The 22,403-nt window shown below is 57.1% G+C and carries 9 protein-coding genes; 2 read left to right on the top strand and 7 right to left on the bottom strand.

Going from position 1 to position 22,403, the window contains the following annotated elements; all coding sequences use genetic code 11:
- Positions 1-343: 343 nt before the first annotated feature.
- The 7 genes from H8S59_RS12895 to wecB are packed head-to-tail and all read right to left on the bottom strand — an operon-like array spanning position 344 to position 10,969.
- A complete protein-coding gene (locus tag H8S59_RS12895) occupies positions 344-1,207 on the bottom strand; it encodes an alpha-amylase family protein (protein ID WP_371856826.1) in 864 nt (287 codons plus the stop codon).
- On the bottom strand, positions 1,204-2,196 hold the full coding sequence (locus H8S59_RS12890; RefSeq protein WP_246475275.1) for an alginate O-acetyltransferase AlgX-related protein: 993 nt from the start codon (positions 2,194-2,196) through the stop codon (positions 1,204-1,206). The genes H8S59_RS12895 and H8S59_RS12890 overlap by 4 nt, the downstream gene beginning before the upstream one ends.
- Before the next feature lie 8 nt (positions 2,197-2,204).
- Complete coding sequence (locus tag H8S59_RS12885; protein ID WP_187521653.1) at positions 2,205-2,858, bottom strand: alginate O-acetyltransferase AlgF; 654 nt, start codon at positions 2,856-2,858, stop codon at positions 2,205-2,207.
- Positions 2,859-2,866: 8 nt separating this feature from the next.
- Positions 2,867-5,434 carry an NfrA family protein gene (locus tag H8S59_RS12880; protein ID WP_187521652.1) on the bottom strand — a complete coding sequence of 856 codons (2,568 nt, stop codon included), beginning with the start codon at positions 5,432-5,434 and terminating at the stop codon, positions 2,867-2,869.
- Entirely contained in the window at positions 5,431-7,545 is a 2,115-nt protein-coding gene (locus H8S59_RS12875) for a glycosyl transferase family protein (protein ID WP_095102128.1), read from the bottom strand. Before H8S59_RS12875 ends, H8S59_RS12880 begins: the two co-directional genes overlap by 4 nt.
- A gap of 12 nt (positions 7,546-7,557) precedes the next feature.
- Entirely contained in the window at positions 7,558-9,768 is a 2,211-nt protein-coding gene (locus H8S59_RS12870) for a cellulose biosynthesis cyclic di-GMP-binding regulatory protein BcsB (protein WP_187521651.1), read from the bottom strand.
- 34 nt (positions 9,769-9,802) lie between these two features.
- The gene (gene wecB, locus H8S59_RS12865; RefSeq protein WP_246475273.1) at positions 9,803-10,969 is read right to left on the bottom strand and encodes a non-hydrolyzing UDP-N-acetylglucosamine 2-epimerase; all 1,167 of its coding nucleotides are present in this window, start codon (positions 10,967-10,969) and stop codon (positions 9,803-9,805) included.
- A 1,007-nt stretch (positions 10,970-11,976) separates the two neighbouring features.
- Here wecB and H8S59_RS12860 point away from each other — a divergent pair.
- Together H8S59_RS12860 and H8S59_RS12855 are read left to right on the top strand one after the other, a co-directional pair.
- Positions 11,977-13,629 (top strand): ShlB/FhaC/HecB family hemolysin secretion/activation protein, encoded by a 1,653-nt coding sequence (locus H8S59_RS12860; protein ID WP_187521650.1) that lies wholly within the window; start codon positions 11,977-11,979, stop codon positions 13,627-13,629.
- A gap of 21 nt (positions 13,630-13,650) precedes the next feature.
- The coding region (locus tag H8S59_RS12855; protein WP_187521649.1) for a two-partner secretion domain-containing protein at positions 13,651-22,403 on the top strand (8,753 nt) is incomplete at its 3' end.

Here is a 22,403-nt window from a genome sequence, read left to right as displayed (position 1 = left end):
GGGCGGTACATCCGCAACCTGAGTGTCGCCTGAAACACCGCCTCCCGAATAAATTCGGTCCTACCGGGTTCTGCGTATTGCCGGGTCACTGGTAGGAGCGAATTCATTCGCGAGGAGGCCGGTACATCCGCAACCTGAGTGTCGCCTGAACACCGCCCTCCCGAATGAATTCGGTCCTACCGGGTTCTGCGTATTGCCCAGGTCACTGGTAGGAGCGAATTCATTCGCGAGGAGAGCGTTACATCCACAGCCCGTTTGTCGCCTGAAACACCGTCCTCCCGAATAAATTCGGTCCTACCGGGTTCTGCGTCTGGCTCAAGTGACGGTTATGCACCCGCCAGCCTCACTTCAACAGCTGTTTCACCAATTCCGGTGTTACGTAGTGCGGGCCGTCGAACAGGTACAGCGGGTAGCCGTCATACGCTTCCAACTGTGGTTTGAGTTCTTCTGCGGTGGCGGAGCGGAAACCGCCGCCGTATTGCGGTCTGAAGGCTTCAGCGATGATTCTGACGCGATCCTTGCCCAGTCGATCGCGCATGGCGTCGGCATAAGTGCGAGCCACCGGAGCGGTACGGGCATAGACCCCGACGCCGTCCTGAAAGAACACACCAATGTCATCGGGCAACCACTGCTTGAGCCAGTCAGCGGTAGCTGCGGGGCCGATATTGGCACCGTCGTAGACGCTGATCCAGAGTGGTCGCGGCAACTTGGCCAGCAATGCGGGCAAGTCTTTCGCCTTGGTCCAGCTCGGATCGACTTCGGCCGGGAAGTAGTAACCTGTGACATGCAACGGCAAAGACAACCTGGCGATGCTCTCGGACAGTTTTGCCAATTGCTCGACGTTGTCCCGCGAGCGATTTTCGCTGAAATACCCGGCCAGACCGACGATGACGTCTTTGGCCCAAGGCTCTTTTCCGATCCGTGTCCAGTCCGGCATCACCGGTACGGCAGGCAGGCCAGTACCGGGAATAAACGCCTGGTCATCCACCACCGTCCACTGCACCAGCAGTTCCCGGGCACCGAGTTTGTGCCAGTCGCCTTTGATGCCTACCGTGGCATTGTCCGGTTGCCAGACCATCCCGACGATGCCGGGTTTCACTGGTTTTACTGCATTGGTAATCAACATGGCGATCCCTGTCCCTATCATGGCTGCAAGCAGCAGAGCGGTCAGAGTCGCACGGTTCAGGGGTCTACCCAAAATCCTCAAGGGAGCGCCTGCTTGATGCGCTGATGCCACTGGCTCAGCGACACAACGCCCTTAGCGTTCCAGTTGGCAGATGCATCAGGGCCTTGATGGAATTGCCCTTCGTTGAATTGCCAGACGATGACTTGAGGTTTTTGCTGGGCAAAATCCGGTGATTGCAGATATTGCAGCAGGGTGGCCCACGGCCCGACATCACCGGGGTTCCAGGTCAAAGTGACAGGACGATCCAGCGCGTTGGACAGCTTCTGAGTGAAGCCCAGATAAGGCTGCACAAAGCTGTTGCCGATAACGTGTACGGGCGCTGGGGCATCGTCGATCAGCAGGTCTTTTTCCACCTGATGCCGCACGGTGTAGATGTCGCGGCCAATGGCTTTGCGTTTGATGGCTGGCAGGAAGTTACTCGCCAGGTCACCAAAGGCGCGTTTGTCGAACCATTCACCCAGCACTGCGCCGCCACCGGGCTCGCCTTGCAGCTTATAGCGCTGATTGATCAGCCGGGCGGTTGCATCAGCGGTGTTTTCGGCACTCCAGGCGGTCCAGTGATAGTCGGCCCGGTAGAAGGCGGTCTGATCACCTTGTTCGGTCTGTTGCAGAATCGGCTTGATATTCAGCGTGGTCAGGCCTGCTTTACTCATGGCGCCTTGCAACTGATCGTAGCGCTGAGCAACGGCCGGGCTCAGAGGCTGATCAGCCGGCAGGCGTTGCGCATAGAACGGCGCTTTCATCGGCACTACCAGAACAACGAGAGCGATCTTGTTGCGCTCCAGTTGCTGTTGCAGGTCCTTGATCAAAGCGATGCTGCGAGTGGTACCGGCGTTGTCGACCTTGGTCAGGCTTTCCCAGGCCGGGAACAACCAGCCGTCCTTACCGGTGATCACTGCCGAGGCTGCCTGTGCTGGCTGGCTGGAAAAGCCCAACAGCATCGCGGCGAGCATGGCCGATAGCGGCAGACGGCGAGAGGGGCGGGGGTTCATCATGAGTGCTGTTTTCATAACCTTGATCATGGCGCAGTCTGATCGACGAGGCCCACCAGGCGCGGGGTCTGACCAGAGCCGATCAGGAACAGGCTGTAGCGATCACCGGCTTTGAACGGTTCAAGTTTGAATGGCAGGCTGGCGCTCTGACCACAGCTGGCAATCAAGGTCGCCTGCACCGGATTGATGGTGCGCTGTGCTTGACCTTTCTGCGGCAGCTGGCTGAATACCGTCGAGCCGTTGGCGAGTTTGATGTCGGCCTTGTCACAGCCATTGCTCAGGTTGTAAATGTTCAGCTCGGCGCGCAAATCCTTGCCACGCACCGGCGGATCAATCACCACGCGCGGTGCGGCCGCAGGGTTGCTGTCGAGAATCAGCGTGACAAAAGCATTGGCCTGAGCCTTGAGGTCTTTTATCTCGCGGCCATTCACCGTCAGACGCAAAGGCTGACGGCCATCGACCACTTGAAACGGGCTGGCCAGTGCTGACTGGGCAGACAGATTGAAGCTGGTGCCCTGATCAATACGGACCTGCATCGTGGTGTCGGTTGGATTGACCACCCGAACCCAGGCCGAGCCCTCCGGTAATTTGGATTCGTACAGCTGAGCGATTTCGGACGCGGCGTGGGCCGTCGTGGCGGCCAGGCTCAAGCCCAGCCACATGCAGATTCGAGGGTACATATCAGTCCTCAGTAAGAGTAAGTCAGTCGGGCAAACACGCCTTTGGCGCGGTCATCGCCAGACACTTTCACTCGATATTGCAGAGAAAAATCCACATAAGAGCGTGGCGCGTTGTACGCGTCTTCACGGAACCAGTAGCGCACGTTGTTACCCACACCAACGCCTGCCGCGTGGCCTGAAGAGTAATCTGCGCGGCCATCGGAGCCGGTTTCGCTGTTCATTTTCGAGTCGTAATCGTAAGCCGCCACCACATGCGGAAAGGTGACCCAGCGCGAGCCGGTACCACCGATGGCGTAGCTGCGACCGCCTTGCCATTCGCTGTTGAAGTAGTTGCGCGAGTCGTTGACGTAGTGTCCGGCTTCAGCGAACAGTTGCGAAGTCCACCAGCTAGGCGTATCGACCCGCAGATCGGTGCCGATGCTGGAGCCGTAGCCCAGACGCAGCAACCAGTCGCCGTCGATATTGGACGAGCCGAGTGGAAAAGTTCGCTCTGCAGCCGCCATCACGTTCAGCGAAGAGAACGGTTTGACCCTGACGCCCAACGCGCCTTGCAGTGCATCCATACCAGTATCGGAGTCGCTGTTCTTGGCCCACAGCGTGTCGGTGATCCGGCCGTAAAGCTCGACGAAGCGTGCGTTGCGATAACCCAGCGGACGCCACGACAGTTCGGTACTGTTTTGCAGGCTGTCGTTGCTGCTGCCGCCACTTCCACCGTTGCCATTGCTGCCGGTGCTCGGCGCAGAACTCAAGCCACTGCTGGAGCTGTTACCGCGATAACTGGTGGTGCTGATCAGGCCCCAGGTGCGCGAGACATCGGCGACTGCGCGACGGGTATCGAACAACTGTTGCGCAGGCATGTCCAGTTCACCGGCATTCTGTGCATCGATCACACGCTTGAAGTAGCCCACCGCCTGCTCGTCGTCATTGACGCGCATGGCGTTGTAAGCCGCATCCTGGGTAGCCGTTGGCGGCAGCGGGGCTTCGGCGTCAGCCTTGCGGAATGATTCATGCGCGGCGTCGTCGTCACCGGCCTGTACCGACAGATAAGCAACCTGGAGGTTGCTCATGCCTTCCAGCTCACCGGCATCGCGAGATTGCTGCAAACGTTCGCGTGCGGTCTTGCGTTGGCCCAATGCAGCGTAAAGGCTGGCTTCTTCATACGTGGGCAGGCTGCCCAGTGCCAAGGCCTGGGTGAAGTCTTTGCGTGCTCCGGAGTCATCCCCGGTCTGTTGGCGCAGACGACCGCGTTGAGCCAGCAAACGTGCATCGTCGCCATTAGCGGCAATGCCTTCACTCGCGGCGTCGATGGCTTCCGGGAGACGCTTCTGTTCGGTCAGCGCGCTGACCAGAAGGCTGCGATAAGCCGGATTTTGCGGTGCGCGACGAATCGCTTCCTGGGCGAGGGTGGCTGCTGAAGCGGCGTCCTTGCGCGCCAGTGCGGCATACGCCTGCACGGCGGTGTCAGTCCCGGCATCGCGCTGGTTACCCGGCCAGATATCGCAGATCAGACCGAAGGCGCTTTCCTGGCAGTTCAGTGCGGGCGCAGGGAAGCGAACTGCAGTTTTGAGGCCATTGCTTTGTTGGCGTGCAACGACTTGCGCAGCGGCACGACGACGGGCAACTTCGCCGCTTTCGTCTGGCTTCAGTTGCTGCAATTGATCGAGCGCTTGTTGCGGGTTGCCGTTGGCCAGGGCCAGATCGGCTGCGAAGAAGCGAATCTCGCGCTCTTCGGAATCCAGCAGGCCGTCGATGGCCAGCGCCTGATTCAGGTCGGCCTGTGCGGCTTGAGTTTTGCCTTGGCGATCCAGTGCGTAGCTACGCAGCACCCAGGGCGCAATCTCCCCGTCGTCCTGAGCAAGCGCGGCGGTGGCGGCTTTTTCGGCGGCAGGATAGTCTTTGGAGGCGAGGAGGGCGCTGACCAGCAGTTGCTGATTTGCACTGATTTCCGGCGCCCAGCCGACAGCCCTGCGGGCCTGGTCCACTGCCAGCGGCAGGTTGTTCTGTTCCAGCGCGCGATAACCGGCGATGGCCAGCGGTGCGGCAATCTGGCGGCGGATCGCTTCGCGGCGCATCAGCAGCGCGTCGTCATCCGGGAATACCCGCAGCGCTTCGGTGGTCGCCTGATCGGCTTCGACCAATTGCTGCTGGCGTTGCAAGGACTCGATCAGCAGCAGCCGGTAATCCATGCGCTTGGGGGCCACGGCGATAGCTTTACGGGCGGACTGAGCGGCGAGACCGAAGTCGTCGCGGTCGTAGGCTTTGAATGCCTGAGCGGCAACGCTGAACCCCGGAGCGGGCTTCGCCTGCGGATAACGACGAGGGTTATCACGCGCCTCCTTATCGCGCTGCGCCAGTTCGATCAGCCGATTCAAGCGGGTCACGTCTGCACGCTGACGCAAAGCCTCGCGGGCTTTGGCAATCGCCAGATCGTAATCCTTGCGCTCGTAAGCGCTGTAGGCTTCGTTTGCCGCTTGATAGGCCGGGCCGGTCAACGGCAGCGGCAGGGCTTCGGCGTAGCTTAAAGCTGGCAGCAGGCTTGCACCGGCGATCACAAGACTCAGCAGAGAGCGTTTCATAATGCCGGCTCCGGCTGATAATGGCTGTGCTGACGGGCAACCGCCTGTTCGATGGTTGCGCGGGGCAGTACGCCGATATCCACCAGGTAATCACCGATACGACCATGTTGCTGTGGTTTGTAATGCAGCATCGCATCGTTGAACACGTTGCGATCCAGCAGACCCATTTCGATCAGCAGATCACCCAGCAGTGGTGCGCTGGCATGCGGCAAGGCGCGATCATCCGGTGCATCAAGCTGACGCAACTGATTGATGATTTCGCTTTCCCGAGCGATCAACTGCACAGGCTCGCTGCCCAGTTGCGCGCTGACCTGCTCAAGCCCTTCGGCTGACAATGGGCTGGCCACGGCAATTTGCTGACGGCCCTCAGGGCTCAGGCCAACAGGCACTGCCCGCCAGCGCAGGGCAAATTCGTCGGCCAGCGCAGGTGCTGCACGCTCAGCCTTGGCGGCCACGTCGAACACCCGGGGCAAGTCGTTCTGGAAGGCAATGGCTTCGGCCAGGGTTTCATCGTCCAGCCAGCCGTTATTGAGCAAAATGCGCCCCAGTGGCAGTTGGCGAGTCTGTTGTTCGGCCAGTGCGCTTTCCAGATTGGTGTCGTTGATCGCTTGCCATGACAGCAGCACGCTGCCCAGCTTGCGCGGGGCAACCGCTACAAGGTCAGTGGACGGGAAGTCATGCATGGTTTTGTCCCAGACCAGCTTGCGGTTCATCACCTTGCCAACGATAAACATTTTCCAGGCACGGGAGGCGGCCATGAAGTTGACGAAGTTGCCGACGACCATGCGTGGAATGGCCAGCAATGCATGCTGCCAGCCATACAGCACGCCCGTGAAATAGCAGCGATGCACGATGCGCCAGGCCAATGCGATGCCGTTGGCCAGCAACAGGTATTTGATCCAGCCGTTGGCTTCGAACGGGGTAGGGAAGCTCACATCCCACACGCCGCTTTGACGCAGGATGATCAATACCAGTAGTTGCACCAGAATCAGGTACGCAATGATGCTGACGAAAGCCGTCACAACACCTTTGCGGTCACGGAACAGCAAATAACGGTTGGCCAGCGAACCGGTCCAGCCCATCTGCTCCCAGCCTTGCAGGCCGATACCCAGTGTCCAGCGGGCTTTCTGACGAAATGCGGTGCGGAACGTATCGGGGAAGAATTCCCGTACGCACAACGGCATTTTCAGGGTCGATTCGTAAGGCTTTCTGAACCACGATTTACGCAGCACCCGGTATTCCACCGGGAAGCGCACGAAGATAGCGTTCATGCCGACTTTGGACAGGCGAGCGCCTACATCATAGTCCTCGGTCAGGCTGTCGGTGTTGAACGGCATGTTCTGGGTTTCCCCGGCCAGCACCTGCAATGCCCGATGGGAGAAGCAGGTGCCAACACCGGCGGAAGGCACGGTGTCGCTCATGCTTTCGCGCACAACAAGGTCCTTGCCGTGCCATTCAGCAAACTCGTCCATGTAAGTACCCGCAACCCATTCGTACCAGTTGCGCTCCAGGGACACCACCGGTAGCTGGATCATGTCCTTGCGCGGCAACAGGTAGTTGAACAGACGCAATTCCAGCGGGTGCAGCACGTCTTCACTGTCATGCAGGACCACGCCAGCGAAGGTCATGCCGTGGGTTTTTTCGTGAAGGAAGATCGCCTGAATCACCCAGTTAAGACAGTCAGCCTTGCAGGTCGGCCCGTCGTGCGGAACTTCTACACGGTGCAACTGCTTGTAACGGCGACGCATGCGTTCGACTTCGTCGATGGTGCGCTGATCGTTGATGTAGGTGCCGACAAAAACCACGTAGTTCTGGTAGTCCAGCGTCGACACCATGTTCTCGATCATCGGTGCGATGACGTCGTATTCCAGCCACGCCGGAACCATGATCGCCAGGGGTTGCTCATCCCGGGCGAGCAGTTGGTCGGCGGTCAGGGGCCGGTATTTGCGCCCTGCGGTGAAACTGCGGAATATCCGGCGAGACCAGTACCACAGGTCGATGAACAGATCGTCCAGGCTGGAAATCAGGATCAGCACCGCGATCACAATCGTCGCGACTTCCAGAACGCTGTAGTAGTGGGCCAGCCAGTAAGGCCAATAAAGCGACGTCATCTCAGGTTCCCGTTACTGGCGATTGCGACGGGCGCTACGGCCAGCCAGCAACAGCACGAGGAACAACAGAATGCCGCCCGGAATCAGCCACAACAGCGAAGGCGTGCGCCATGCATCCAGACCTTTTGGCTCGTCGTCATCAATCATGCGACTGCCGTTAGGGTCTTTGCTGTCCAGTGTGGTCAGCACACCGTTGTTGCCCAGCACGCTGGTATCGCCGCGGGTCAGCAGGATTGGCCTGGCGAACTGCGGGGCATCGCTGCCCAGAGCCTGATAAACCAGACCACGCTGGCTGCCGGACTCGACCACTTGCAACGAAGCAAGGTTGTTCAACTGGGTGACGTCCAGCAAGACTTTATCTTTGTCGTTGATGCGCAGGCGGCCCTGGTCATCGACTTGCAGCGCTTGCTTGCTGTCGGCGACTGGCAGTGCGAAAGCCAGGAAGGATTTTTCCGGTTTGACCGCGGTTTTCGGGTCAGCGCTGACTTTCAACTGCGCGCGCAGTGGTGAAACGCCAGTGGCGCTTGCGACTGAAATAACTTGCGGCAAGCTGCTTGCCGGGTGATCAAGCCAGGTCTGCGGGACCAATACCTGAGTATCAACCGCGAAGCGTGCTGCCATGCCTGCGAAGTCATCACTCGGCGTGGTTTTTTCGAGGACGATGTGGCTGGTCGGGCGTACCGAAACCGGGAACGCCTGTGGCGTTTCCAGGCAACGATCGCTGACCGGCTGGCGCTGGAAGGAAACGCGCAGGACGTTGGTCGAACCCAATGCGTAACGCGGGATGCGCGCTTCGATGCGTTGCTTCTCGCCCGTGGTATCAAGCTGCTGAGCGCCGATCAGGTAATCATTGAGGAACACCGAGGCAACCGGAGCAGTGTCCGATGCGCCTGGCGCGGCAGCGATATCAATCACCGCTTTGACCGGCAGACGCCCGTCATAAGCCACGGCGCCCAACGGGAACGAGGCGCTCCAGTCAGCCTTGGCCAACACGTCGATGGTGCCCGGCTGGCCGCCCAGTCGCGACAGCGCTACACGGCCATCGGTATCCAGCGGCGCCTGTGCTTCGCTAATGGACAACTGGCGGGTGCGGGCCAGTTTGTTCCAGGCCGAGCTGAACATGGTCAGCGCTTTGGTGGTAGCGTCGGGTGCAATCATCAGCATCGGGCGGCTGCCCAGCAATGCCAGACGCACGTTTTCCTTACCGGTTTTCTGGCCTGCGTTGATATGACGCTCGCGCCATTGGTTAAACGCATCGACTGCAGTCGCGTCGCGGCTTTGAATCTGGGCCTGCAAGGCATCCAGCGAATCGTTGATTGCCTTAAGCAACTGCGGATCATTGATCGCCAGGTCAGCTTGTACGTTTGGCGTCTGGCCCAGCACCAACAAGGCACCGATCTGTGCCGGGTCGCTCAGAGTCTGGGTGCCTTTGCCATTAAGGCTGGCGAAGGCCGGAATGTTCAGCAGCTCAGCCGGGATGCGCAGAGCGCTCAGGTCGACGCTGTCCTGCAAAGCAGGGAAGGGCAGGATGCGTGCGTGCTTGCCGATGCGCTCAAGAGCGACACCTATACGCCATGCGGCGTCGTAGCTTTCAGCAGACAGGCTGCCTGGAGCAACCATGATGCCTGGTTTGCCGGGGAGGGCATTCCACGCCGCGCCGATGTCCTGCAGATCATTGGCGTCGTAGCTGTAGGTCAGACGGGTGGCCGGGTCGATACGCAGCACATTACCGATCACTCGTTCGTCTTCGCAAAGAACGCGGGAAACGATTGACGACCAGGCGACGCCCAATCGCACTGAACCGCTGTCGCGAGCTGCCTTGTCAACGCCCAACGTGGCGCTGGCGTTGCCTTGCGGCTCGGTCAGGCCTTCGGCACGTACCGGGAAACCGTCCAGCGACAGCAACATAGTGTTGCGTCCGCCTTCGCCGTTCAGGTAGCTGGCGTCGAATTGCAGGGTCGCGTCAGTTAGCGGCACCCCGGCCGGAACCGGAAGATACAGCTCGCGGCGCGAGTCAGTGGAGCCGAGGATGATCGGCGCATCGATACCCAGGTCGCTGAGACGGATCTCGCGCTGCTGTTGGGTATCGGTGTTCAGCCGGTTGATTGCCTGAGTAAGCGGGCTGTCCGCGGCCAGGGCGAAATTCGGCATGAGCGCGAGCAGGCTCACGCCACAGGCGAGGGCGCTGAGCGCGCCCGATTGGGTGGCAACGGAAGACTTCATTCAGGCAGATCTCGGGCTGTTAAGGGGCAAATGTTTATTGAAATGTGGAAACCGGACGGGTGAATTCCGGGTTCGGGATCATCAGGGGGCGTTCAATGCCTTGCGGCGATTTGCCCACCACGAACTCATGCATGGGTCTGCCCAGCAGGACGTCGACAATTCGGGAACTGGCTTTGCCGTCACCATACGGGTTGGCCGCCTGGGAGGCGCGACGCCACAGCAGGTCATCGTCGTACAGGGCCGCAACGCCACTGATGATGGATTCTGGCTTGGTACCGACCAGTCGAACCGTTCCCGCCGCGACAGCTTCAGGGCGTTCGGTGACATCACGCATCACCAGCACTGGTTTGCCGAGGGAAGGCGCCTCTTCCTGTACGCCGCCTGAGTCGGTGAGAATCACGTGGGCACGCTGCATCAGGCGAACAAACGCCAGATAGTCCAGCGGCTCGATCAGATGCACGTTATCCAGACCGCCCAGATGCTCGTTGACCGGGCCTTGAACGTTAGGGTTCAAATGCACGGGGTATACGATCTGGATGTCTTTACGGCTCGCTAACTGACGCAGCGCCTTGCAGATATCAAGGAAGCCGTCGCCGAAGTTTTCCCGGCGGTGGCCGGTGACCAGCAACACCTTGCGGCCAGGCTTGATGAACGCAAACTGGCTATCAAGACTTTCACGCAGTGCATGGTCCTGATCGATCCGGCTAGCGGTCATTTGCAGGGCATCAATGACCGTGTTGCCAGTGACAAACGAGCGACCTTGCAGACGCTCACTGAGCAAGTTGGTGCGGGACTCGAAGGTCGGCGCGAACAGCAGGTCGGCGCCCAGGTCGATGCAGCGACGGTTCATCTCTTCCGGCCACGGCGAACGAATATCACCCGTGCGCAGTCCTGCTTCAACATGGCCAACCGGAATGCGACGGTGGAATGCGGCCATCGCGGCAACCATGGCTGAAGTGGTGTCGCCATGCACCAGAACGCGGTCCGGCTGGATCATTTCCAGTATCGGATCAATCGCGCCATAAAGAGCAGACGTCAGCGTATTGAGGGTCTGATTGGGCCTCATCACATCAAGACTGAAATCAGGCGTGAGGTCGAACAGATCCATCACCTGCTTCAGCATGCTTTGATGCTGGCCTGTGACACAGATCTGCGAGTGAACGCCAGATTCCGCCGCCAGTGCTTTAACCAGCGGAGCCATTTTTATGGCTTCGGGACGCGTGCCGAAGATCGATAGGACCTTAATCCTGGATTCACTGCGAGCGATGATGCCCTCCTCGCGCAAGTTTCTTGCGCCGCACAAGCAGTCAGCTCAAAGCCTGATGGCATTTTGAGCAAACTACCGAATAGTTTTTAGGCCGGGGTTGAATCGGAAGGAAGCTGATTATTCACTTCGTGTGAGATGGCGCATTGCCTTGCTCCCCGGAACTGGGCCGATTATTAGCAGCATTCGCGGTGGGCGCAAAGTTTTAAATGAGGTTTTTGATATTAATTTCAGAGAGCGAAACTTTTACATTTGTAACGAGTCTTTAACAGGTTTTGTGGTGTTTTGACGCGAGGGCGGAAGAGGGGGCTTACTTTCGTTAAATCTCTGTTTTTGCTGGTTTTTATTATTTATGCAAACCATTTGTCAGGCAGGGTTGAATCTTTTTCGTTGCGTGCTGTCGGCTCGAAATCAGCGGTGAATTCCAAGTCGGTTGGCTGACGCCTGTATATTGTCATTAATGCAGAGTGTCCGACAATATCAAAAGAACCACAAGTAAAGTTTAATAATGGTTTGAACTGGCCGGATAATCCTGGGTCGGCATGCGCCCATAGTGATGCGTTCATTCATATGAGGGTAATGACAGGGTGGCTTTAATAGCAAATGAATGTCTCCTGAACAGCAAAGGTTTTGGTTGGGAATGCGATTGGCGTCGCATCACTGTCTCTCGCTGCTTGTGAGTTTCAGGTCGAGTGTCATGCGCACCAAAGCGCGGCTGCAGTGCGTCGATCCGTTCTGTCTTTCAACTCCCTTCACCTCCGCAACCCCCGAGATAGAGGCTGTATCGCTGTTGATACGAACCCTACACGCACGTGTACTTAAATATTGACGTCAAGATGATGGCTATTTAGTATCGCTCCGCTTGCGATATCAATGCGCCATTACAAGGACGTCCTGTGCACTTTCCAGCTCATCGAATCGCAATTTTCCTGGCGTTCGCTGTCATGCCGCTCATGGCGAATGGAGCCCCTAGTCCGGGTGAGCAAGACCTTATTCGCGACCGGCAGGATCGTCTGCTTGAAGAGCAGCGCCGCCGCCTTGAAGAACTCAAAGACTTACCTGGCAGCCAGAAGGCACTATCCGCCCCCGCGGCTCCGGTGGATACGCGCTGCTTCCCGATAAAAACCATCCAGCTCAAAGGAGCTGACTCATTATCCAATCGCGAGCGTGACGCGCTGCTTGAGCCTTTCGTTGGGCAATGTCTGGGCGTCGCTCAGCTTAATGGCGTGCTCAAGGCCATCACCGATCATTACCTCGCCAAAGGGCTTGTAACCACCCGCGCTTACTTGCCGCAGCAGGATTTGTCCCAAGGCATGCTCGAAGTGCTGGTCGTGGAAGGCAAGCTGGAAAGCCTCAAGGGCGAATCGGGCAGTGGCCTTTCGGAGCGGGAACTGGCGATGGCCTTTCCAGGGCGGGAAGGGCAAGAGCTGAACCTACGCGAGATCGAGCAGTTACTCGACCAGCTCAACCGCTTGCCGTCCAATCAGGCGCAGATGGAACTGGCTCCCGGCAATGCGGTGGGCGGCAGCAATGTATTGGTAAAAAACACCCCGCAAAAGCCATGGCGTGCTTCGTTGGCGCGGCACAACGACGGCCAGAAAAGCACCGGCGAACAGCAGTGGGGCGTAGGACTGGATTGGGACAGCCCGTTGGGGCTGGCAGATCAGTTGAACCTACGGGGTGGGCATGACGCCATTAGCGATCACCTAAAAGCCTCGAAGAACGGCATGCTTGCATACAGTTTGCCGTGGGGTTGGTGGACGTTCACTTACAGCTACAGCCAAAGTGAATATCGCTCGATTGCTCAAGCCAGTGGTATCGATTTTCGGCAGACCGGCGACAGCCAGAACCACCAACTACGTGCCGAACGTGTGATTCATCGGGACGCTTTGAGCAAAACCTCGCTAAATGCGGGGCTGGGGTATTTGCGCACCAATAACTATGTCGAAGACAGCAAACTGGCGTTGAGCAGCAATCGCCTATCCGAAGCTCAGTTCGGTATCAACCACGGGCGGCGAGTTGGCTCAGCGTTCGTGAACATTGATCTGGGCATGCAGCAGGGGACAGGAGCCTTTGATACGCAGGGGGATGGTCGCCCCGGGCCTGGTGAGCCGGATGCCCGCTATCGCAAGTACACCGGCACCATTAGCTATCTGCAGCCGTTTGAGCTGTGGGGCGAGAAGCTTAACTTCACCAGCCTGGCAACCGGCCAACGCAGCGAAGACACACTCTATAGCCCTCAGCGCATGAGCCTTGGTGGGTCATCCTCGGTGCGTGGTTACAAGGATCAATTCCTGTCCGGCGATAGCGGTGGTTATTGGCGCAACGAGCTGCGTCTGTCGCGTCCTGTGACGTTTGACTGGTTGCGTCCGGTATTCGCTGAGTACGGCACCGCAGTTGGCTATGACCAGGGTGTAATCCGTAACGATCGCTACAACGGCGACGAGCACGGGCGTCTTTCCAGCAACTCCTTCGAGTTTTTTGCACGCGGCCAACATATGGCCGCGTCGGTGACGTTTGCCCATTCGCTGGAGCGTCCGGGTGGCGTGATCGAGCGCGAAGCACCTGTTTATTTCCGTATGGATTTTTTCCTTTAACACTTTTTCGAGACACCCTACATGGACGTTCGTCAGCTCGCTTTTCTTGCTCGTCAGCCTTCATCTGCTCTGACCCCGCGCGAGACGTTCTGGGGTATGCCCAAACGTGGCATTGCGCTGATTCTTGCCAATGCGATGTTCTGGCAACCGCTATGGGCTCAGGCTGACGGTATTGCAGTGAGCGGCAGTACGAACACGAGTCTGAGCCAGGCCGGAAACGGGGTACCTATTGTCAATATCGCTGCGCCGAACGCCAGCGGCCTGTCCCATAATCAGTACCAGCAGTACAACGTCGACGCCAAAGGGGTCATCCTCAATAACATCAACCAGCAAACCGGTTCGACCCAGCTGGGTGGCATTATCGTCGGCAACTCGAACCTCAGAGGTAACGCCGCTGCCACCATTCTTAACGAGGTGGTCGGTGCCAACGCCACCCAGCTCAAAGGCTATACGGAAGTGGCCGGGCAAGCTGCGCGTGTCATAGTCGCCAACCCCTATGGCATCAGTTGCAATGGTTGCGGCTTCATTAACACGCCACAAGTGACCTTGACCACCGGTAAACCGATGCTGGATGGCAGCGGCCGTCTGGAGCGCTTCAACGTTCAGGGCGGCAGCATCTCCATTGATGGTTTGGGATTAAACGCTGAAAACGTCGAACAATTCGACATCATCACCCGCAGCGCGAAAATCAACGCTGAGCTTCACGCCAGGAAGCTCAATATCATCACCGGTCGCAACAACGTTGACGCGCAGACACTTACAGCCACGGCATTGCCAGACGATGGCAGCGCCAAGCCGGAACTCGCTATCGACAGCTCGGCTCTGGGCGGGATGTATGCAGGCGCTATTCGACTTGTAGGTACCGATGCCGGCGTCGGGGTGAGACTGGCCGGAGACCTCGCGGCCAATGGTGGTGACATACAGATCGATGCGAACGGGCATCTGAGCATGGCGCAGGCCGCTGCGAGCAGCGCGGTCGCAATCAAGGCCGGCACCGCTGAAATCAATGGTGCCCTTTACGCAGGCTCCTCACTGGCGGTTACCACGACCGGCGATCTTACCGCGCGGCAAAATATCGCGGCCCGTGACGCAGTGACGCTTTCTGCGGGCGGTCAGCTCACCAACATGGCCGTTATTGAGGCCGGGGTTAATCCTGATAACGGTCGTAATGCTTCGGGCGACGTAACGCTATCCGCAAAAGGCATCAGTAATCGCGGAAGCATTAGCGCCAGCCGTGCTGTGCAAGCCACTATTACCCAAACCCTCGACAACCAAGGCGCAACCTTGAGTGGGCAGTCCAGCACTCGAATAGTAGCGGCGTCCGTGGACAATCGTCAGAGCGGCAGGATTCTAAGTCAGAGTGGCAGCGTGGACATCACTGCACGCCAGATTTCGAACGCTGGGAGCGGACTCGTCAGCAGCAGCGGCGATCTGACAATTACCGCTGATGCGTTGGATAACAGCCAGCAGGGCAGGATTGTCAGCTCCAGCGGCTTGTCAGCGCGCATCTCCGGCCAATTGCTCAATCAGCTAGGCATCATGAGTGCCTCGGGTGATCTGCAGCTCAACGCTGGGACGCTTGATAACCGCAGCGCGGAAGTCTCTAGCCTGAGCAGGCTGACAGCGAACGTGGGCCAGCTGACTAATACCGGTAATGGCAGCTTCTATGCAAAAAACAAGCTGGGTCTGACGGTTAGCGGTGCAGTCAACAATAGCCAAGGCGTTTTACGTAGTGATGGCATGCTGGATTTAAGCGCCGCGTCGCTGATTAACAACGCAGGCATTATTAGCAGCTCCGGTGCATCAACACTGATCATTGATGGCCTCGCCAATAACCGTGGCGGGCAGATTACCAGCGATGCAAACCTGACGATTACCGCCGCCAGTCTGGACAATAGCCAAAAGGGAAAACTGTTCGGCAAAGGCTCTACGCAGATCACCGCCGGACTGTTTGATAACAGCCAAAGCGGTAGCCTCACGAGTAGCGATACGTTGTGGTTGATGGCAGGTAAAGTCATCAATCAGAACGCAGGACGAATAGCCAGTGCGCTGGCATTGACTGCCAGCGTCACCAGTCTTGATCAGCAGGCCGGTGAACTGTTCAGCAATACCTCGCTGAGCCTCGATCTCAATAATGGACAGTTGAATAACCAGGGCGGATTGATTAATGCGCCGGGCGCATTGCTGCTGAAAAATCTGAACGGTGTCGTCAATCAGAATGGAGAAATCTCCAGCGCGCAGGCGTTCACGCTGAAAGCCCGCAGTCTCGACAATGCTGACGGCAAATTGCTCAGCAATCAGGCTTTGACCCTGATCGTGGACAAGGCTTTGAACAACGTCAAAGGCACGATTTCCGCCGCAGCCTTGAACCTCGACAGTGGCAGCCTGGATAACCGCGAAGGTTTGATCAGCAGTCGTGCCGAGTTGGACGTTACGGTTGATACAGCTTTGACTAACGTCAAAGGCACGCTGATCAGCGACGGAAAACTGGAGCTGGATGCTGCGACGGTAGACAACGGCCTCGGTCAGATCGCCAGCAAACAAAACCTCAATGCTAGGATCGGTAGCTTTCAGCAACAGGGCGGTCAGATGCTTGCTCAAGGTGCGCTCACCTTGACGGGCAACACCCTGGACAACCGCCTTGACGGTTTTATTGGTGCCACTAACACCCTCGATATCAATGTCCTTGAGATCGATAACCGGGGTGGCGAGTTATCCAGTCAGGAGGCGATTACGCTGACTGGTCAGCAACTGAATAACAGCGACAACGGCCGGGTTTTAGCTCAGCAAACGCTGAGCCTGAGTGTGGCCCAGATCACTAACCGGGACGACGGGCTGATTTCCAGCAAAGCTGCTCTAAAACTGGTTGGCAGCACGCTCGACAATACCGGCGGCGCTGTGAGTGCGTTGAGCGGCGTCAATATTGACTTGTCATCGGTGCTCGATAACAGCCAAGGCTTGATTAACAGTGAAGAGACGCTGACGTTGAAGGTTGGTTCTCTGACCAATACCGCGGGCAGTGTTTCAAGCGCAGGCAATCTAGCCATAGACAGTTTGAGTTCGATAAGTAACCAGGGCGGCCAACTGGTTACCGACAGCGCCCTCGATCTGCACAGCGCCAACGTCGACAATACCCGACAAGGCAATATCAGCGGTAAAGGACCGCTGACATTGCGCACCGGAAACTTTGATAACAGCGACGGCGGTCGGCTGAGCAGTGGCGACCTGCTTGCTCTGACTGCCGCAAAACTGACCAATCGCAGTGGTGGAAGTATCGGCAGTGGCCAGGCACTGACGGTCAACGTCAGCAGCCTTGATCAACAGGGCGGTAGCCTGTTCAGCAATACTTCGTTGAGCCTGGATCTGAATAACGGCCAGTTGAACAATCAGAACGGTCTGATCAACTCGCCAGGCGCGCTGTTGCTGAAGAACGTCAATGACGTGCTGAACCAGAATGGCGAAATCTCCAGTGCTCAGGCTTTTACGCTTGACGCTCAACAGATCGATAACAGTGGCGGCAAATTACTTAGTAATCAATCGCTGACTCTGCGCGTCGCGCGCGCCCTGGACAACGTCAAGGGCATGATCGCCGCAGCGGGTGTCGATGCAAGCGTCAATACCCTCAATAACAGCGGAGGCACGCTGACGAGTCGCGATGACCTGGTTCTGACCGTTACGGGGCTGCTCACTAATAGTGATAATGGGCTGATAAACGCTGTTCAGGTACTCGATGTCGGTGCTGTCAGCCTTGATAATCAGAACGGACAGCTGCTGGGTGGCACGCGTCTGTCCCTCAACGCTACGTCGATCAACAACACCTCCGCAGGTCTGATCAATAGCGCAGGCACGCTGGAGTTGACCGCCAACAGCCTGAAATCCGGCAGCGGTGGTGAAGTGTCCGCGTCCAGCGATATGACCCTCGTTCTTAACAGCATGTCACTGAACGCCGGTCGCGTGATTAGTGATGCCGGGCTGTCGATAGAGCTCAACGGCAACGACCTCGATAACCGTGGCGGCTTGATCACTGCCACTGGGCCGCTTACTTTCAGTGGTTTACGCGATCTTGACAATCAGTCCGGTGAGATATCAAGCGCTCATAGTTTCACCATGAACGCCCGTACCCTCAATAACAATAGCGGCAAGCTGATTAGCAGCAATGTACTGACCGTCGACGCTATGAGCCTGCTAAATCAGAACGGGCTGATCTCAGGTTGGCAGGGGCTGAGCGTTTCTGGCAACCGTCTCGACAACCGCAACAGTGGCACGCTCTCCAGCCGTAACGGCAATCTCGATGCGGTACTGACGGGGGAGTTACTCAATGGCGCAAATGGCGCACTGGTCAGCCAGAAAACGTTGACCGTGAGTGCCGACAGCCTCGATAACAGGGGCGGCATACTTTCCAGCGGCACAGATCAAAGGCTGACCGTCGCAGGTTTACTGGACAACAGCCAGAACGGTCTCATCGACAGCGGCGCAGGGCTGGTCATCAAAGCCAACACCTTGAGTAATGCGGCAGGTAACCTTACTGCGCAGCAAGACTTCAGCTTCGAAGGCCTGTCTTTGGACAACAGTGCCGGCAACTTGAGCAGTACCGGCTCAATAACGCTCGACTTGTTGGACACCTTAACCAATGCCAGCGGCAAACTGGCCAGCGGTCGCGCACTGCTGTTGCGTCGCAGCGCTGCAATAAACAATCAGGCCGGGCAGTTGGTCAGTCAGAGCCTGATGACCCTCAACACTTCGTCTGACCTGGACAACCGCAACCGAGGCACCGTTGCGGCCAATGCCAACCTGATCCTCAATGCGGGCGGCAGCGTCCTTAACGATGGCGACGGCCTTATCTACAGCCAGAGCGCCGACCTAGAAGTGCAAGCGGCTGGTCTTTCCAACGTAAGCGGTACTCTGCAAAGCCAAGGCACGCTACGCATTAACGTGACCGGCGATATTGATAACCGGAACGGTCGGATAATTTCCCAAGACAACGACCTGAACGTGACCGCCGCAAACCTTGACAGTCGCGGCGGTGTGCTATCGAGCCTGCAAGGCATGTTCACTGCGAACGTTACCGGTTTGATGAAAAATGGCTACGACGTCATTCGGCAGGGCGGTGTCATCCAGGCTCAGCGTCTTAACCTCAATGCATTGGGCGGTTTCGATAACTACGGCGGGCGTATCTCGGCACGGACCGGCGAAGCGCTGATCAGTACTGCGAACTTCGATAACCGAAATGGCGGCCTGTATGCCAAAGGACTCGTGCGCGTTACAGGCACCAACTTTGATAACAGTGGTGATAACGACGGCCAGATTGCAGCTGGGCAAGTTGAACTCAAATTAAGCGGTGCACTGAACAACCAGTTAGGCATCATCGAAAGCGACAGCACACTGGCCGTGACTGCTGCGAGTCTGGATAACCAGACCGGGCAGCTACGAGCACTGGGCAGCAGTGGCACCACCAGCTTTCAGATCGGCAACCTGTTCGACAATCGCAACGGCAAGCTTGAAGTCGCCAACAGCGGCCTGATTCTCAAAGCGGCCAGCTTCCGTAATGGCAACGGCTCCCTGCTGCACAATGGCGAAGGCACCTTCGACATTTCCACGGCAAATCTCACCAACGCCGGAGGCAATATAGTCACCCGCGGCGGTTTGACTCTAACTGCTGACAACTGGACCAACAGTAGTGTTATCCAGGCCGGGCGTTTGACGGTGAATGTTGGAACCCTGAATCAGACAGCGAGTGGGCAGTTGCTGGGTTCTACGTCATTTACGGGGACGGGGGGGAATTGGACAAACAACGGATTGATAGCGAGCGATGGCGCGGTGGATATACGCCTCGGCGGAACGTATTCAGGGAGCGGTCGACTTAGCAGTCTCGGATCAATGAACCTGACCGCCAATCAGCTGGCCCTGAACAGTTCCGGGAATATCGCTGGTGGCGCGCGTAGCGAACTTAATATTGCTGGTGCTGCGACTAACTACAATCGCATTACCTCGGTTGGCGATCTCGTTTTTAACGCCGGTGCCATCAACAATTACGGTACGGTGAGTTCAGAAAAAAATCTGACATTGAAAACCCCAGCGCTGGTTAACGAGCGTGGGTTGTTGTTTAGTGGGCAAAATATGAATCTTTTGGTTGGTGATTTAACTAACCAAAATAGCTCAATTTACGGCTTCGGTAACTTGGGTATTTCAGGTGTCTCTGGTGGTGCAGCAGGTAATATTAAAAATTTAGCGTCTTCGATAAATGTTGATGGAGATTTCTCTCTTTCATCGGCTTTTTTTTTAAACAAGACTGAAGCGATACTCGGCAAGGAGACGCTGATATCTGGCGATATCACCTATGAATGTCAGCGCAGCGGAGGCTGCAAGTGGGTCAACTATTACATTGAGGAGCATTGGGAGTCAGAGTCCACCACGATAGGCGATAACGCCCTGGTTTCGGTAGGGGGGGATTTTACTGCGAACGTCGGAAGTTTCTCTAATTTTGCCTCGGTCATCTCAGCAGGGAAAAATATAAAGCTGAACGTGGGCGATTTTGATAACACGGCTGTCGAGTCCGGGACCTTTACCAAGACGCTTGTTTACAATGCGCGAGTCTACGATCTTTTCGATCTCGTCGATGAGAAGCGAGGGGCAATAACTGCGTACAACCGTCGTAACTCGAAATATGTTCATACTTACACCACTGACGTTTGCAACGGTGATTCTGGTTGTGGGTTGGAGCCGATCCGTAGGGCAGAGCAAACCACAAATGAACTAAACCCTTACTTCGGAACAGGGGCGCAGGTTTCAGTTCCTGACAGGATTTTCACATATGACTATGTAGGCGGCAGTACCGTCTTTACAGGTACGAGCGGTACCCCTTCCGTGATTCAGGCAGGCAAACTGGTAGAGGTCAATGCCACCGGCACTATCAAAAACGGTAACTTGCAGGTCAATAGTGATTTTTTGAGTGTGTCCAAAAATCCTCCCTCCACTGGTGGCGGCTCTAAAGGGGCGATTCCTTTCACGCGTATAAATGCTCAGCTCCCTCCGGACCTGGCTCAACAGCAAGTCAACCCGCTCAGCCTTCCAGGTTTCAGCTTGCCCACCGGGCAGAACGGTCTGTTTCGGCTAAGTGGCCAGTCTGGCACCACAGCGAGTGTCGCGCAGCCCGTCGGCCAGCCTCAAACCTGGGCGATTGGCGGCGCAGCCGTCTCGGTCGCTCAGCGCGAGCTGTCAGTGCCGGATACGCAAGCAAGTAATTTCCAGATTCAATCGGTGGGTGAGATATCCAATGTTCCCCGCCAACTTGGCTTAGGTGCACTTTCGGCTAACAACCCTAACCCTGCGGGCGCGACTGGGTTTGTAAACGGTAATCTAGTCACCGCGATCACACCTACTGCGTCTGCTGCATTACAAACCGTTAAAAGGGTCCAGGGTCTACCCAGCAGCTCCTTCGTATCCAAACCCCAGAAATATCTTATTGAAACCAATCCGGTGCTTACTGAGTTAAAGCAGTTCATGAGTTCGGATTATCTGTTGGCCGGTTTGGGTTACAACCCGGAAGTCAGTGCCAAGCGTCTGGGCGATGGTTTGTATGAACAACGACTGGTTCAGCAGGCGATATTAGCCCGAACCGGGCAGGCTTTTATCAAGGGTCAGACCTCCAATGAAGACCAGTTCAAATACTTGATGAGCAACGCTATCGCCAGCAAGGATAAATTGAATCTGGCCGTTGGAGTGTCTCTGAGTTCGCAGCAGGTTGCTGCGCTGACACACGACATCGTGTGGCTTGAAGAGCATGAAGTGAATGGCGAAAAAGTGTTGGTGCCGGTGCTGTATTTGGCCCAGGCCGATAATCGCCTCGGCCCGACCGGTGCGCTGATTGCCGGTAGCGACCTCTCGTTGATAGCCGGTCAAGACCTCGGCAACGTCGGCACTTTGCGTGCGACCAACAATCTGTCTGCAATCGCAGGCAATAACCTCGTCAATGCGGGGCTGATAGAAGCCGGCGATCGCCTTGATCTGCTGGCAGTTAACGATCTCACTAATAAGGCTGGCGGCATTATTGCCGGTCGGGATGTGTCGTTGACCTCGCTGAGTGGCGATCTGATCAACGAACGCACTGTTACTGCGGCGGATAACGATTTAAACGGACAGCGCCACAGTGAATTTGCTGACAGTGCTGCCCGAGTGGAAGCGGCCAATGACATGAGGCTTTCGGCGGGCCGCGACGTCATCAACCGTGGCAGCGTGCTGGAGAGCGGGCGTGACATGAAAATCCAGGCCGGGCGCGATTTGACGCTTGGCCCGACCGAAGTCACCAACAGCGCTTACATAAGCAGCAGAAGCAACAGCAGCAACATTACCCAGCTGGGTTCTACCATTAAGGTCGGGCGGGATATGACGGCTCAGGCCGACCGCAATATTGCAATCATCGCCAGCCAGATCGACGTTAAGCGCGACATCGCTATGGCCGCGACTGAAAACCTCTTGATCAGCTCCGCCGCAGATGAAGAACACTCCCTGTCGAAGAGCAAAAAACTGACAAGGCAGGAAGATCATGTCAGCCAAGTGATTTCGGATCTGAACGCAGGTGGCAGCGTCGCCTTGCAGGCAGGGCAAAACCTTACCGTCATCTCCAGCCAGATTACGGCAGGGCAGGAAGCTTATCTGGTTGCAGGCGAAAACCTGGACATTCTCGCTGCGCAGGACAGTGATTACTCTCTGTACGACAAAAAGAAGAAGGGCTCGTTTGGCTCAGGTAAAACCCGGCGCGACGAAGTCACTGATGT

Origin of the sequence: Pseudomonas folii (assembly GCF_014357575.1) — a bacterium.
Taxonomy (GTDB): Bacteria; Pseudomonadota; Gammaproteobacteria; order Pseudomonadales; family Pseudomonadaceae; genus Aquipseudomonas; species Aquipseudomonas folii.
This window is presented reverse-complemented; position numbering and strand designations above follow the sequence as displayed.